At 59.3% G+C, this 15253-nt stretch carries 13 protein-coding genes; 8 read left to right on the forward strand and 5 right to left on the reverse strand.

Annotation, left to right across the window (positions count from 1 at the left end; translation table 11 throughout):
- Positions 1 to 132: 132 nt before the first annotated feature.
- Positions 133 to 1191, forward strand: coding sequence for a TPM domain-containing protein (locus tag ACORLH_RS22070; protein ID WP_321830470.1), 1059 nt, complete (start codon positions 133 to 135; stop codon positions 1189 to 1191).
- On the opposite strand, the gene mutS is transcribed toward ACORLH_RS22070, so the two are convergent.
- A complete protein-coding gene (gene mutS, locus ACORLH_RS22075) occupies positions 1192 to 3816 on the reverse strand; it encodes a DNA mismatch repair protein MutS (RefSeq protein WP_321832874.1) in 2625 nt (874 codons plus the stop codon).
- Between the two features lie 210 nt (positions 3817 to 4026).
- Between mutS and ACORLH_RS22080 the strand changes: the two genes are divergently transcribed.
- The 3 genes from ACORLH_RS22080 (at position 4027) to ACORLH_RS22090 (ending at position 8400) form a co-directional block, all read left to right on the forward strand.
- A complete protein-coding gene (locus tag ACORLH_RS22080; RefSeq protein ID WP_321830471.1) occupies positions 4027 to 4734 on the forward strand; it encodes a class I SAM-dependent methyltransferase in 708 nt (235 codons plus the stop codon).
- Between the two features lie 165 nt (positions 4735 to 4899).
- Positions 4900 to 7155, forward strand: a complete 2256-nt coding sequence (locus tag ACORLH_RS22085) for an NADP-dependent malic enzyme (protein ID WP_321830472.1) — start codon at positions 4900 to 4902, stop codon at positions 7153 to 7155.
- Between the two features lie 357 nt (positions 7156 to 7512).
- Positions 7513 to 8400, forward strand: coding sequence for a ribokinase (locus ACORLH_RS22090; RefSeq protein ID WP_321830473.1), 888 nt, complete (start codon positions 7513 to 7515; stop codon positions 8398 to 8400).
- A 22-nt stretch (positions 8401 to 8422) separates the two neighbouring features.
- Here ACORLH_RS22090 and msrA read toward each other — a convergent pair whose 3' ends face one another.
- The gene (gene msrA, locus ACORLH_RS22095) at positions 8423 to 9085 is read right to left on the reverse strand and encodes a peptide-methionine (S)-S-oxide reductase MsrA (RefSeq protein WP_321830474.1); all 663 of its coding nucleotides are present in this window, start codon (positions 9083 to 9085) and stop codon (positions 8423 to 8425) included.
- Between the two features lie 162 nt (positions 9086 to 9247).
- Here msrA and ACORLH_RS22100 point away from each other — a divergent pair, with 162 nt between their 5' ends.
- Positions 9248 to 10159, forward strand: coding sequence for a D-amino acid aminotransferase (locus ACORLH_RS22100; RefSeq protein ID WP_321830475.1), 912 nt, complete (start codon positions 9248 to 9250; stop codon positions 10157 to 10159).
- Positions 10159 to 10875 (forward strand): HAD family hydrolase, encoded by a 717-nt coding sequence (locus tag ACORLH_RS22105; protein WP_321830476.1) that lies wholly within the window; start codon positions 10159 to 10161, stop codon positions 10873 to 10875. The genes ACORLH_RS22100 and ACORLH_RS22105 overlap by 1 nt, the downstream gene beginning before the upstream one ends.
- 14 nt (positions 10876 to 10889) lie before the next feature.
- Here the strand turns inward: ACORLH_RS22105 and ACORLH_RS22110 are convergent, their stop codons facing one another.
- From ACORLH_RS22110 to ACORLH_RS22120, 3 genes are all read right to left on the reverse strand, one after another.
- Complete coding sequence (locus tag ACORLH_RS22110; RefSeq protein WP_058243805.1) at positions 10890 to 11351, reverse strand: GNAT family N-acetyltransferase; 462 nt, start codon at positions 11349 to 11351, stop codon at positions 10890 to 10892.
- 40 nt (positions 11352 to 11391) lie between these two features.
- On the reverse strand, positions 11392 to 11673 hold the full coding sequence (locus ACORLH_RS22115) for an SCP2 sterol-binding domain-containing protein (protein ID WP_321830477.1): 282 nt from the start codon (positions 11671 to 11673) through the stop codon (positions 11392 to 11394).
- A 95-nt stretch (positions 11674 to 11768) separates the two neighbouring features.
- Entirely contained in the window at positions 11769 to 12995 is a 1227-nt protein-coding gene (locus tag ACORLH_RS22120) for an argininosuccinate synthase (protein ID WP_321830478.1), read from the reverse strand.
- A gap of 154 nt (positions 12996 to 13149) precedes the next feature.
- Between ACORLH_RS22120 and ACORLH_RS22125 the strand changes: the two genes are divergently transcribed.
- Together ACORLH_RS22125 and ilvA are read left to right on the forward strand one after the other, a co-directional pair.
- Positions 13150 to 13929 (forward strand): hypothetical protein, encoded by a 780-nt coding sequence (locus ACORLH_RS22125; protein ID WP_321830479.1) that lies wholly within the window; start codon positions 13150 to 13152, stop codon positions 13927 to 13929.
- 69 nt (positions 13930 to 13998) lie between these two features.
- Positions 13999 to 15246, forward strand: coding sequence for a threonine ammonia-lyase IlvA (ilvA, locus tag ACORLH_RS22130; RefSeq protein WP_321830480.1), 1248 nt, complete (start codon positions 13999 to 14001; stop codon positions 15244 to 15246).
- The last annotated feature ends 7 nt before the right edge of the window (positions 15247 to 15253 follow it).

Below are 15253 nucleotides of genomic sequence, written 5' to 3' on the forward strand. Positions count from 1 at the left end.
AAGTGGCGGATCGGGGATTTTGAGTATTTTTGAAACAGTGAAAGGCGGGGCTGCGAGGCCGCGCCTTTTTCGTTGGTCTGGTGGTGAGTCGAATTCTTGACAGCCTGGCTGAAAATCGGGCCTGTTAGAGCGATGAGATTTTTAGCTTATGCCCTGTTATGCCTCCTGTTGTCCCTCAGCGCGACGAGAGCGCAGCAGTATCCCGCCTATAATGACATCTATGTTAATGATTTTGCTGAACTTTTAGACCTTGGACACGAAAGTATTCTAAGGCGGAATTTGACCCGCTTGCGCGAAGATCACGGGATTGAACTGACCGTGGTGACGATTGGTTCGATGTCGGACTATGGCCATGACGGAACCATCGAGGATTTTGCCACCGAGCTGTTCAACAGCTGGGGTGTCGGCGATGCGACCCGCAACGACGGCGCTATGCTGCTGGTGGCGGTTGAGGACCGGGTGCTGCGGATCGAGGTGGGCGCGGGTTATGGTGACAGCAAGGACGTGAGTACCAAGCGGATCATTGATCGCATCATCGTGCCGGAGTTCAGTCTGGACAATTACGCCACTGGCATCATGGAAGGTGTCGACGCGCTGATTGTGGAGTTGAGCGGTGTGGAAGACGACACCACTTCGATGGAGGTGATTTACCCACCGGGTTATGAGCCGCCGGGTTTCTTTGAGCGGAACGCCAAATGGTTCTACGCGGCCAGCACGCCGACGGTCACCGGCATTGCGGCCTTCTTCTTTCTGCGCTGGCGCCGTCGCCGGCCGCGGACCTGTCCAGTTGATGGTCAACGCATGCAGCTGGTGCCCGAGGATCTGGACGATGCGCTGCTGAGCGACGGACAGGCGAAAGAGGAACAGCTGAAGAGCGTTGACTACGACGTCTGGGAATGCGGCCAATGCGGTCATCGTACGATTGAAGCCTATCGCGGCTGGTTCTCCGGCTATGGGGCCTGCCGGTCCTGCAAGTACCGTACGCTGGAAAGCGAAAGCACCGTGTTGCAACCTGCCACGACCACCAGCCCCGGGCGGCGGCGGGTGGATTATGAATGCCAGCATTGCGGCGAAGCCTGGTCAGCCACCGAGTTCATTCCCCGCAAGCAAAGCAGCTCTTCGTCCTCCTCCTCGTCCTCCTCGTTCGGGGGAGGCAGCTCATCCGGGGGCGGCAGTTCGGGCAGCTGGTGATCAGCTGCCCTTGAGGTCCTTCAGCTCATAAAGCAGCGCCAGCGCCTCGCGGGGCGACAGGTCATCGGGCAGGATCTTATCCAGTCTCTCTTCCAGCTTAGAAGGACCTTTGGCAGCGACTGGCGGCGGCGGGGGCGGCGCGGCGGAGAACAGCGGCAAATCATCGATCACTGCCTGCTTTTTGCCGCCTTCACGTTCGCCTTTTTCCAGCGCGTCCAGCACTACACGGGCGCGCGCGACCACTGCATCGGGCAGGCCGGCCAGTTTGGCCACCTGTACGCCGTAGCTGCGGTCCGCCGCGCCTTTGCGCACTTCGTGCAGGAAGATGACTTCGCCCTCGAACTCCTTCACCGCAACGGTGGCATTGTCGACGCCTTTCAGCTTCTCCGCCAGATTGGTCATCTCATGGTAATGGGTGGCAAACAGCGCGCGGGACTGGTTCACATCATGCAGATGTTCCAGCGTGGCCCAGGCGATGGACAGACCGTCATATGTCGCGGTGCCGCGGCCGATTTCATCCAGAATGACCAGCGCGCGGTCATCAGCCTGGTTCAGGATGGCGGCGGTTTCCACCATTTCCACCATGAAGGTCGAGCGGCCCCGGGCCAGATCATCCGAGGCGCCGACGCGGCTGAACAGCTGGCTAACGATGCCGACTTTTGCAGCCTTTGCAGGGACATAGCTGCCTGTTTGCGCCAGCAGGGCGATCAGGGCGTTCTGCCTAAGGAAGGTCGACTTACCCGCCATGTTGGGACCGGTCAGCAGCCAGATATCGGCGCCCGGGGTGCCGTCGGCAAGGTCGCAGTCATTGGCAATGAACGGGGCGCCACCTTGTTTGCGCAGCGCCAGTTCGACCACGGGATGCCGTCCGCCAGTGATCTGCAGGGTGCGGGAGTCGTCCACCTGGGGTTTGGCCCAATCTTCGGCCCGGGCCAGATCGGCAAGGGCGGTGGCAAGGTCCAGTTCGGCCAGGGCCCGCGAGGCGACGTTCACGTGATCCGCACGGTCCAGAATGGCGCGGGCCAGGCTGTCAAACAGGCGCTTTTCAATCTCCAGCGCGCGGCCGCCAGCGTTGAGGATCTTGGTCTCCATCTCCGACAGGGGGACCGTAGTGAAGCGCACCTGATTGGCGGTGGTCTGGCGGTGTTTGAACGTGTCCGACAGCGGTTCAGACAGCATCTTGTCAGCGTGGGTTGCGGTCACCTCAACGAAATAGCCAAGCACGTTATTGTGCTTAACTTTCAGAGAATTAATGCCCGTGAGTTCTTGATATTCGGATTGCATCGTAGCGATGACGGATCGGCCTTCATCGCGCAGCTGGCGCATTTCATCCAGCTCTTCGTCAAAGCCGGGGGCGATGAAGCCGCCGTCACGGGCCAGCAGCGGAGGTTCCGCGATCAGCGCGTTTTCCAGCAGGTCGGTCAGCTCATCATGGCCCACCAGCGCCTCGGTAGCATTGCGCAGCAGGTCGGGCAGGGGGGCGTCCGCAATGCGGTCGCTGATCTGGGCAGCCTGGCCCAGACCGTTGCGGATGGCGGCCAGGTCGCGGGGGCCGCCACGCTCCAGCCCCAGCCGGGACAGGGCGCGATCGAGATCGGGCACTTTGCGCAGATCGTCGCGCAGATCTTCGGCCAATCGGGACTGTTCCACCGCAAAATCCACCGCAGCCAAGCGATCATGGATCACGTTCAGCACCCGCGACGGGCTGGACAGACGGCGTTCCAGCAGGCGAGCCCCGGCAGCGGTGACGGTGCGGTCAATCGCCGCCAGCAGGGAGCCGGCGCGGCCACCGTTCATCGATTGGGTTAGCTCCAGATTGCGGCGGGTGGCGGCATCGATCTGCATCACCCGCGCCTGAGCTTCGCGCACCGGCTTTTGCAGCAGCGGCAGTTTGCCTTTTTGGGTGATCTCCAAATATTCGACCACGGCGCCCATCGCCGAAACCTCGGCGCGGGTGAACTGACCAAACGCCTCCAGCGAGCCGACGGAGAACAGGGAACACAGCCGTTTTTCAGCCGATGTGCTATCAAATGCAGCGCGGGACAGTGGCGACAGAGACGTGCCCGATTCAGTGACTATTTCGGCCAAATCGGCCTCTGATGCCTCAGAAATCACCAGTTCCGATGGCATCAAACGTGCCAGTTCCGGCCCCAGACGCACCGGGGGCAGGGGCATCACATGAAATTCGCCGGTTGAGATATCGACCCAGGCCAATGCGGCCTCATCCCGGACCATTGCATAGGCGGCGAGGAAGTTGTGGCGGCGGGCTTCTAGCAGGGAATCCTCGGTCAGGGTGCCGGGGGTGACAAGGCGCACCACGTCCCGTTTCACCACGGCCTTGTAGCCACGTTTCTTGGCCTCGGCCGGGCTTTCCATCTGTTCACAGACGGCCACACGGAAGCCTTTGCGGATCAGGGTCAGCAGGTAACCCTCGGCGGCATGAACGGGGACGCCACACATGGGAATGTCGGCCCCATCGTGTTTGCCACGTTTGGTCAGCGCAATGTCCAGCGCTTCGGCGGCGGCGATCGCATCGTCAAAGAACATCTCATAGAAATCGCCCATCCGGTAGAACAGAAGCGCGTTTTCATAGGCTTCCTTGATCTCCAGATATTGCGCCATCATCGGCGTCACTGCTGCTTTGGCCCCGGCCACCCCATGTCCCCCTTGGGTTTCTTTCGCGCGACAATACTGGGACCGCGAAACAGGGGGAAGGGGCTATTGTTCAGATACAACACCCCAGTGGTGGCTTGGGGGCGTTAACGCGTGAAACGTTGCCCGCACAGGTATCTTGTGCATCATCGGTTGTATGAGGTGAGCAAACAGGTTGGTCCTATGTCCAAGGAAACCAATGAACTGATCCGTCACTTCGGGCGACGGATCGTGCAGACCCAAAAGAACGCGAGCTATGCGATGGACCCGATCAAAATCGTGGTCTCGCGGGCGGCGGAGGATTCGGCCGATTATATCGAGCAGAATCTTGGCGCAGCGATGCTGTTTCACGACAAGAAAAGCACCCGATCCTATGCGATGCGAAACCGGTCGCTGCCGCATGCGTTGCATCTGGAGTTTGGCGTATTCAAAGCCGAGTCGATCAACCACATGTCGGGCCTGGATCCTGAGGCGGAGTTTCACGGCTTTGACAGTTTTGAGGGCCTGCAGGAGGATTGGGCCGGCTATCACATGGCCAAGGGGCACTTTAACCTCGAAGGTCGCCTGCCCAAGGTGAATGACAATGTCACACTGCACAAAGGATGGTTTGACCAGACTTTGCCGCAGTTTTTAGACTCTACTTCAGGGCAAATCGGGTTCCTGCATGTGGATTGCGATACCTATCCGTCGGCCAATTATGTGCTGGAAACACTCGCGGATCGGATCACGGTGGGCACGGTGGTGCTGTTTGACGAATATCTTGGCTATGCCGGTTGGCGTCAGGGCGAATATCTGGCCTGGCAGCAATGGGTCAAAAAGCACAAAGCCTCCTATGAATATCTGGCGTTTGCCCCGATGCAGACGCTGGTGAAGGTGGCCAAGATCGGTTGATCGTTCGGTCCCATTTGAAGGAGTTTCAAATTCCCGTCAGATTGCAGGTTTGCTAGCGATAACAGTAGGGTTTGGGCGGATGAGACCCGCTGCAAGCGGTTGAGGCCGGGGGCCGCAACAGGTATGCAGGCGTGAACTTAGAAATTTTCGGAATGAAAAACCGCCATGACAAAGCAGAAAATTACGTCAAGTGAGGCTTTGGCCTTTCATTTGGAACCGACACCCGGAAAGTGGGAGGTTCAGGCCACCGTTCCGATGACCACCCAGCGCGACCTGTCGCTGGCCTATTCGCCCGGTGTGGCCGTCCCCTGTGAGGCGATCGCCGAAAACCCGGAGCTGGCCTATGACTACACCAACAAGGGCAACCTTGTTGCAGTGATCTCCAACGGGACCGCGGTTCTGGGGCTGGGCAATTTGGGCGCGCTTGGCTCCAAGCCGGTGATGGAGGGAAAATCGGTTCTGTTCAAACGGTTTGCTGATGTGAACTCGATCGATCTGGAACTGGACACCGAAGACCCGGATGAGTTCATCAAAGCGGTGAAGCTGATGGGGCCCAGCTTTGGCGGCATCAACCTCGAAGACATCAAAGCGCCGGAATGCTTCATCATTGAGCAGAAGCTCAAAGAAGAGATGGATATCCCGGTTTTCCACGATGACCAGCACGGCACCGCCGTGATCTGCGCCGCCGGTCTGATCAACGCGCTGCACCTCAGCGGCAAGAAGATCGAAGATGTGAAGATCGTCCTCAACGGTGCTGGTGCCGCAGGCATCGCCTGTATCGAACTGCTGAAAGCCATGGGCGCGCGGCATGAGAACTGCATCGTCTGTGACACCAAAGGTGTGATTTATCAGGGCCGTACCGAAGGTATGAACCAGTGGAAATCGGCCCATGCCGTCGCAACCAAACTGCGCACCCTGGAAGAGGCGATGGAAGGCGCGGATGTCTTCCTGGGCGTTTCCGTCAAGGGGGCTGTGACCACGGAAATGGTGCAGGCCATGGCTGATGATCCAGTGATCTTCGCGATGGCGAACCCGGATCCGGAAATCACCCCGGAGGAGGCTCATGCGGTCCGCCCCGATGCCATCGTGGCCACTGGCCGGTCGGATTACCCTAACCAGGTGAACAACGTATTGGGCTTCCCGTATCTGTTCCGTGGTGCGCTGGATATTCATGCCCGCGCCATCAACGATGAGATGAAGATCGCCTGCGCCGAAGCCCTGGCCGAACTGGCCCGTCAGGATGTGCCGGATGAGGTGGCGATGGCCTATGGCAAAACCCTGAGCTTTGGCCGGGATTACATCATTCCCACGCCGTTTGACCCGCGTCTGATCCACATGATCCCGCCGCGTGTTGCCAAGGCGGGGATGGACACTGGCGCGGCGCGTCGTCCGATCATTGATATGGATGGCTATGAGCTGTCGCTGAAATCGCGGATGGATCCGACCGCCAACGTGATGCGCGGCATTCATGCTCGCGCCCGTAAGGCGCAGGCGCGTATGATCTTTGCCGAGGGGGATGATCCCCGCGTGTTGCGTGCCGCGGTGCAGTACCAGCGGTCAGGTCTGGGCAAGGCGCTGGTGGTGGGCCGTGAGGCCGACGTGAAAGAGAAGCTGGAAGCGGCAGGCATGGCCGATGCCGTGCGTGAGCTGGAGGTGGTGAACGCCGCCAACACCCGCCATCTGGATCAGTACAAAGACTTTCTCTACCAGCGTTTGCAGCGCAAAGGCTTTGACCGCCACGATGTGCACCGTCTGGCCAGCCGCGACCGGCATGTCTTCTCTTCTCTGATGTTGGCGCATGGCCATGGTGACGGTCTGATCACCGGCGCAACCCGGAAATCGGCGCATGTGCTGGAACTGGTGAACCACGTCTTTGACGCCGATGCCGCCAATGGCGCGGTTGGTGTGACGGCGCTTTTGAACAAAGGCCGGATTGTGTTGGTGGCGGATACGCTGGTGCATGAATGGCCTGATGAGGAAGATCTGGCCACCATCGCGGAACGCTCCGCCGATGTGGCCCGTCACATGGGGCTGGAGCCGCGGGTGGCCTTTGTCAGTTTCTCGACCTTTGGCTACCCGGTGTCGGAACGCGCCACCAAGATGCATCAGGCCCCCAAAGTGCTGGAACGCCGCGGTATTGACTTTGAGTTTGAAGGCGAAATGACCGTTGATGTGGCGCTGAACCCACAGGCGCAAGAAGCCTATCCCTTCCAGCGCCTGTCAGGTCCGGCCAACATTCTGGTGGTGCCGGCGCGGCACTCGGCCTCGATCTCGGTCAAGCTGATGCAGGAAATGGGCGGGGCAACCGTGATTGGTCCGATCCTGGCGGGCATCGATAACTCGATCCAGATCTGCTCGACCAACTCCACCGCCAATGACATCCTGAACATGGCGGTTCTGGCGGCCTGTAAGGTGGGTTAAGCCCGATTTATTGGAATTGGAAACGCCCGGTGGAGTGATCCGCCGGGCGTTTTTGTTCAAAGTCAGGGCCACGCCCGACCCTGGGAGGACCTACACAACAGTCGTGAGGTCGATTTGCGTGTTAAACAATGGGTGGGCTGTATCATCTGGGCGGTCAAAACGCCCTCCCTTGGGGAGGGTCGGGCGTGGCCCTGACGGGCCGGCCATCAGGTCGGCCAGCCCCCGACCGCCCCCCATGGGCGGGGGCTTCACCCCCACCCGCGGCCGGGGGCTGGCCTTCGCGCAGGGCCCAAAAGGCCGCTTGCAATCTCCGCAATTCTCCCGTCAATCTGGCGCTTCACTTGAAAGGGGCGTGACATGGCACTCTGGAACCTTGGCTCAATCAACGCGGATCATTTCTATCGGCTGGATCACATCCCGGCGCCGGGGGAAACGATCCTGAGCGGCGGGCTCAGCACCGGATTGGGCGGAAAAGGGGCCAATATGTCCGTGGCGGCGGCCCGTGCGGGGGGACGGGTGGCGCATATCGGGGCTGTGGGCCGTGATGGCCAATGGGCGATCGATCGGCTGACCGAATATGGCGTCGACACCCGCCCGATTGCCAAGCTGGATGCGCCCACGGGCCACGCCATCATCATGCTGGACCCACAGGGCGAAAACGCCATTATCGTGCATCCCGGTGCCAATGAGGCGATCGGTGAAGATCAGATCGGTCTGGCCCTGTCAGAGGCGGCGCAGGGTGACATGCTGGTGATGCAGAATGAAACCAACGCACAGGCGTTTTCGGCTGAAACAGGGTCTAAATTGGGGCTGCGCGTTGCCTATGCTGCCGCCCCGTTTGAGGCGGATGCCGTTCGTGCGGTTCTGCCCTTTATCGACGTTCTGGTGCTCAATGAAATAGAGTTGTCGCAGTTGCAGGCCGCCACTGGCCTTAGCCCCTCAGCTGAAATGGGGGTGGCCACGGTGGTGGTGACCAAAGGCGAAAAAGGCTGCACGCTTTACGATCAGTCCAATGGCTGGGCGGCGCAGGATTTCCCGGCCATCAAGGTGGATCCGGTGGACACCACCGGGGCAGGTGACACGTTTACCGGCTATTTCCTGGCGGGTCTGGATCGCGGCGCCAGCAATACTGAGGCGATTGAACTGGCGATCAAAGCCTCTGCGCTGATGGTTACCCGTCAGGGCACGGCAGATGTGATCCCGGATCTGAAGGACGTGCTGGATTGGCAGCCCGGCGCGGCGTGAGGGGGCCGAGGGCCCCGTTCCGTTATTTGTTCGCAAATGGTGCCGCATCGCCCCAGAGGGCTTTGACCCGCTGGTCACGGCCACAGGCATCGCGGTAGCGCTTATAGGCTTTGGATTGTTTGATCGGGCCAAACCGGGTCAGCACAATCTTGGAGCCTTTGTAATAATCCTGATGGTAGGCCTCGGCCTCATAAAACCGGTTGGCGTCCAGAATGGGCGTCACGATTTTCTGCCCCAGCGCGCTTTGCGCTTCGGCTTTGACCTTCTCTGCCAGGGCCTTTTCCGGCGGTCTAGAGACGAAAACAGCGGTGCGGTAGCTTTCGCCGCGATCACAGAACTGGCCGCCGGCATCCGTGGGATCGACCGAGCGGAAGAACATCTGCAACAGCGCCTCGCGGCTAACTTGAGCGGGGTTAAAGGTGATCTCAACCGCCTCATAATGGCCGGTGCCGCCCTTGCCGATCTGTTTGTAGGTCGGGTTCTTGGTGGTTCCGCCGGTATAGCCAGACACGACCTCAATCACGCCCGGGACGCTTTCGAAATCGCTTTCGACGCACCAGAAACACCCGCCCGCGACAATCAACTCCTCCGTCTGGGCGGCCTGCAGTTTGCCGCATTGGGCGATCAGCCCAACACCAATGGCCAGAGCCAGAAAAGCGGGTTTGAAATCGTTAATGCGCAACATCGGCGATCCTCCTGATCGGTGCGGCTAAGCTTGCAGATGTTGGGCCTGGGCGAAAGATAGGCTCACAGAAGCTTGAGGCGGTGTGAATTGGCAGTGGGATCCAAAATCCACTTTCCCCCACCCGGCCCGCAGATTAGCCTGCCCCAGCAAGTAGGAGGCACCATGCAAGAAGACCACGTCAGCACCCACCAGGCCGAAGAAGACGCCCGCAACGAAGAGATCCTGATTTACCTGAACGGTAAGATTGTCCCCAAGGCCGAGGCGGTGGTTTCGGTTTATGACAGCGGGTTCATGCTGGGCGATGGCATCTGGGAGGGGCTGCGCCTTTACAACAACACATGGGCCTTTCTGGACGATCATATGGACCGGTTGTTTGAGGCGTCGCTGGCGGTGGATCTGGACATCGGCATGACTCGCGAACAGGTGATTTCGGCCTTGTTAGAGACGCAAAAGGCCAATGTCATGACCCATGACGCCCATGCCCGGCTGATGATCACCCGTGGACTGAAGGTGCGTCCGTTCCAGCATCCCAGCCTGTCGCAGACCGGGCCGACGGTTGCGATCATTATGGAGCATTCCAAACCTTCGATCCCGCGTCCCATTCGGCTGGCGACAGTACCGCATCAGCGCGGGCTGCCGATGACCCAGGATCCGAAACTCAACTCTCATTCCAAGCTGAACTGCATTCTGGCCTGTATCGCCGCCGAAAAGGCCGGCGCGGATGAGGCGCTGATGCTGGATGTGCATGGCTTTGTGAACACGACCAACGCCTGCAACTTTTTCATTGTTCGCAAGGGGGAGGTTTGGACCTCCACCGGGGATTACTGCATGAACGGTATCACCCGGCAGAAGGTGATCGACCTGTGCCGCGCCAATGACATCCCGGTGCATGAGAGGAATTATTCGCTGGTGGATACCTATGGTGCGGATGAGGCGTTTCTGACCGGCACCTTTGGCGCGCAGACCCCGGTGGGGGACATTGACGGTCGTCAGATCGGTGATGGCCAGATGGGGCCGATGACCCAAAAGATCCGCGCGCTTTATAAAGAGCTGATCGAACGGGAATGCGCCTGATGCGGATCGCGATGTGGTCCGGCCCGCGTAATCTGTCCACCGCGATGATGTACAGTTTCGGCGCCCGCCGGGACTGTGCCGTGGTGGATGAGCCTTTCTATGCCGCCTATCTGAAAATGACCGGAATTGAGCATCCGATGGGGGATCAGGTGATGGCCTCCCAGCCGCAGGACCCTGCGGTGGTTGCGCGGTCTCTGTTAGACCCTATTCCGGCAGAAAAGCCGCATTTCTATCAGAAACACATGTGTCAGCATATGATCCCCGGTGTGCCGCGGGACTGGATGCGACAGGTGACCAATGTCTTTCTGATCCGCCACCCGGCGCGGGTCATTGCCAGTTTTGGCGCGAAATATGACAACCCCACGCTCAGCGACATTGGCTTCACCCAACAGACGGAGCTGTTTGAGGAGGTGTGCCATTTCGGTGAGCCCCCCGTGGTGATCGACAGTGACGATATCCGCCGCGATTCTGCGGGCATGTTGCAACGGCTCTGCGCCGCGATCGATCTGCCTTGGGATCCCGGCATGCTTAGCTGGCCTGTGGGTGGGCACCCGGATGATGGGGTTTGGGCCGCGCATTGGTACGGCGCGGTGCATCGTTCAACCACCTTCGCGGCGCCGGATGCGGACATACCGGAACTGCACGGCGCAGCGGCGGATTTGCTGGAACAGGCCTTGCCCCATTATCAGCGATTGGCGGAAATTCGGCTGGGTTAGAGCCTATTGCGCGGTCAGGCGACGTTGCACAGGATGTGCAGCTCGCCGTCGATCACCTTGCCGGTTTGATGGAACCCAAGGTGTTCGTAAAACGCCATGTTGGAGTTTTCGCTGTCCACTACAGTGGCCGCTAGTCGCGGCAAGCCCCAGGCGTGGGCCTGTGCCCGCGCGGCCTCAATCGCGGCCAGCCCGTAGCCTTTGCCCTGTTCCTCTGCCGCGATCATCAATCGCCAGAGGAAGGCGGCATCCGGGTCATCCTGCGGATCCAGTTCTGCGGCCTGATGGGGGTGCACCATCGCCATCAGCCCCACCGGCTGATCCTCAACCCACAGACCCCAGACATAGCTGCCCGGTTCATAAGCAGCCTGCGCCAGGGTAACGGCATTGGGGGCGACGAGGTTTTGCTGCCAGTCCTTAACCTTAAGGCGGATCAGCGGGTTGACCGTGTCGCGGGTGATCTCTCGTAAAGCCAGCATAACACCAGCCTAGTGGCCCGTACCTGCCGCTGGCAAGGAATTACAGCAGCTCTTTGAGCTTCAGCGCGATGGCGGGATTGCCGGAAACCTTCAGCTTGCCCATCATCACGGCGGTCATCGGGTTCAGGTTGCCGGTGACCAGCTTGGCCAGATTGTCCAGCGACAGTTTCAAGGTGCAATCAGTGCCCCGATCTTCCAGACCGACGTGACCATCCGCGATCACCACCTGACCCAGATCACCGCAGTCAAACTTCAGGCTGTCAGCAAAACCACTGTGGGTCACACCCTTCTGCACCAGTGCAGCAATCTCTTCCAAGGTCATCGGTTTCCCCCCAAATAAAAACGCCCCCCTGTGCTAGGGGGGCGTCTCAATTCCAACAACACTGACGCGTGGTCAGCCTGTTACATGACCAAGGGTCAGTCTTTCAGGCGACGGTCCCGTGCGGCCAGCAGTTTCAGGCGCAGGGCGTTCAGCTGGATGAAGCCGGCGGCGTCTTCCTGGTTGTAGGCGCCTGCGTCCTCTTCGAAGGTCACGTGGGCTTCGGAGTAGAGGGAATGATCGCTGTCGCGCGCCACGGTGAAGACCGAACCTTTGTAAAGCTTCAGGGTCACGGTGCCGGTGACATGCTCTTGCGATTTGTCGATCAGCGCCTGCAGCATCTCACGCTCGGGCGAGTACCAGAAGCCGTTGTAGATCAGCTCGGCGTAGCGCGGCATGATCGAATCCTTCAGGTGGCCTGCACCGGAATCCAGGGTGATCTGTTCGATGCCACGATGCGCCTGCAGCAGGATGGTGCCGCCGGGGGTCTCATAGACGCCACGCGACTTCATGCCGACAAAACGGTTTTCAACGAAGTCCAAGCGACCAATGCCGTGCTTGCGGCCATAGTCGTTCAATGCGGTCAGAATAGTGGCGGGGCTCATCGCCTCACCATTGATGCTGACGGCGTCGCCTTTTTCAAAACCGATGGTGATGATTTCAGGCGTGTCAGGCGCATCTTCCGGCGCAACGGTGCGCTGGTAGACGTAATCGGGGGCTGCTTCGGCCGGATCTTCCAGCACTTTGCCCTCAGAAGAGGTGTGCAGCAGGTTGGCGTCAACGCTGAACGGCGCCTCACCCCGTTTGTCCTTGGCGATCGGAATCTGGTGCTGTTCAGCAAATTCCAGCAGCTTGGTCCGGCTCGACAGATCCCATTCACGCCAGGGCGCGATCACGGTGATGTCGGGGTTCAGCGCATAGGCCGCCAGTTCGAAGCGCACCTGGTCGTTGCCCTTGCCGGTGGCCCCGTGGGACACGGCATCGGCGCCGGTTTCAGCGGCGATTTCCACCAAACGCTTTGAGATCAGCGGACGTGCGATCGAGGTGCCCAGCAGGTATTCACCTTCATAAAGGGCGTTGGCGCGGAACATCGGGAAGACGAAGTCACGCACAAACTCTTCGCGGACGTCGTCGATGAAGATGTTTTCCGGCTTGATACCCAGCATCTCGGCCTTTTTACGGGCGGGCTCCAGCTCTTCGCCCTGACCGAGGTCAGCGGTGAAGGTGACAACTTCGCAACCGTATTCGGTTTGCAGCCATTTCAGGATGATCGAGGTATCGAGGCCACCGGAGTAGGCCAGGACAACTTTCTTGGGCGCGGACATGACGACCTCTGACACGTTAGAATCTGTTTAATCGCAAGCGCGATAGCGGGTTTTGGACCCAAGGGCAAGGTGGCGTGGGGTCTGGTGGGGTGCAGATAGGTTGTTGTGGCGCAAAGGTTGTGGTTTTGTCCGAGCAAACGACTTTGAGGTTAAGATGCTTGGATTAAGACTTTTTATGCACGCGGTGCGGATGACGGCCAATAATTGGCAGGCGGCGCTGCAGATCTTTGCGCTACCGATTGCGGTGACTTTGTTGATTTTAATGGGACTCACAACATTGGTGGGGCTGGGGCCGTTTTTCTTGTTTACCGGCGAAACTGCCGAATTTTCCGGTTCGGGACCCGCGACCACTTTCCTGTTTATCCTATGCCTCCTTTGCATCTGGCTGACGATGTCAATCGGCGTCGTTCACTGGCATCGCTTCATTTTGTTGGGGGAAATGCCGCGCAGTTTGATGTTTCGGCTGTCTTGGATGCAGGCGCTCAAATACATGATTGGCGCTCTCGCCATTTTCCTGGTGCTGATTTTGCCGCTCATTCTGGTAACATTAGTGGCTTCGAAGATCGCTGGTGGCTTTATGAAGCGGGGCGACCTTTGGGTTGCTCAGGGCCTCGAGCTGGTGATTAACCTTGGTTTCCTCACGGCGTTGCTGGCCTTAAGTCCCATTCTGCCCGCAGCTGCGATCGACCGGAAATTCAAACTGGGGGACGCTGTGGTGGCGATGTCGGGCAGTTTGAAGGCGTTGATCGTCTGCGCAATTTGTTTGGGATGCGTGGAACTCCTGGCTGAAACGGTCATAAACCTTCTTGTGTCTGTGTCTTGGCAGCTTGCCTCACTGAGCAGTGTGGTCCTCAGCGCGATTACGGGATTGATCGGCATCAGCTTGATCACCACCCTTTATGGCCACTACATCGAAGACCGCCCGCTGTCCTGATCCCGTATACTTCGGCACAGTTGCCCCAAAGCGCTTGCCTTTGGGGCAGGGGTGTTTCAAGACAGGCGCATGAGCGATTTTCTGAAAAAGGCCCGCGTGGCCGAGCAGCAGATGCGGGCCCTGTTCCCGGCGACGCCACTCCAGCGCAATGATCACCTGTCGTCGATTTACGGCGCAGACATTTGGTTGAAACGCGAAGACCTGAGCCCGGTGCGCAGCTACAAGATCCGTGGCGCGTTGAACGCCATGGGCAAGGCCTTGGCGCGCGATCCTGCGCTTGAGGTGTTTGTCTGTGCCTCCGCCGGTAACCATGCGCAGGGCGTGGCCTATGTCAGCAAGCATTTTGGCGTGAAGGGTGTGATCTTCATGCCGGTCACCACGCCGCAGCAGAAGATCGACAAAACCCGCATGTTCGGCGGCGAAAACGTCGAAATTCGCCTTGTTGGGGACTATTTTGATGCCTGTCTTGAGGCCGCTCAGGACTATTGCAAGGAGGCGGGCGGCTATTTCCTGTCCCCCTTTGACGATCTTGATGTGATTGAAGGCCAGGCCAGTGTTGCGGCGGAAATGACTGCGCAGCTGGGGCGGGTGCCGGATATGGTGGTTCTGCCTGTGGGCGGTGGTGGCCTGTCGGCGGGGGTGACCCGCTACATGGCGGAGGTCGCACCGGGCACGGATCTGCGCTTTGTTGAACCCTCGGGCGGCCAAAGCCTGCGCGCGGCCCTGACCGAAGGCCATCCGGTGAAGCTGAACCATGTTGACAGTTTCGTGGACGGCGCTGCGGTAGCGCAGATCGGCCAGCATCCTTTTGCGGTGCTGAAAGACACGCCTGTGGTCAAGATGCTGGATGCGCCCGAAGATCGGATCTGCACCACCATCATTGAGATGCTGAACCTTGAAGGCATCGTTCTGGAACCTGCCGGCGCGCTTTCTGTGGATGCGTTGAAGGATCTGAAGGATGAGGTGAGGGGTAAAACCGTGGTCTGCGTCACCTCTGGCGGCAACTTTGATTTCGAACGCCTGCCTGAGGTCAAGGAACGGGCACAGCGCTATATGGGGATCAAGAAATACCTCATCCTGCGCCTGCCGCAGCGACCCGGCGCGTTGAAGGATTTTCTGAATATTCTGGGCCCCGAAGACAATATCGCGCGCTTTGAGTATATGAAGAAAAACGCCCGCAACTTTGGTTCGGTTCTGATCGGGATCGAAACCACTGAGGCAGCGAATTTCGCGGCGCTGTTTGCCCGTCTGGAGGACAGCGATTTTGTCTACTCTGACATCACAGAAGATGAGAGCATCGCAGAGTTTGTGATTTAACGCATCC

The organism is Thalassovita sp., from assembly GCF_963691685.1.
In the GTDB taxonomy this organism is placed as follows: domain Bacteria; phylum Pseudomonadota; class Alphaproteobacteria; order Rhodobacterales; family Rhodobacteraceae; genus Thalassobius.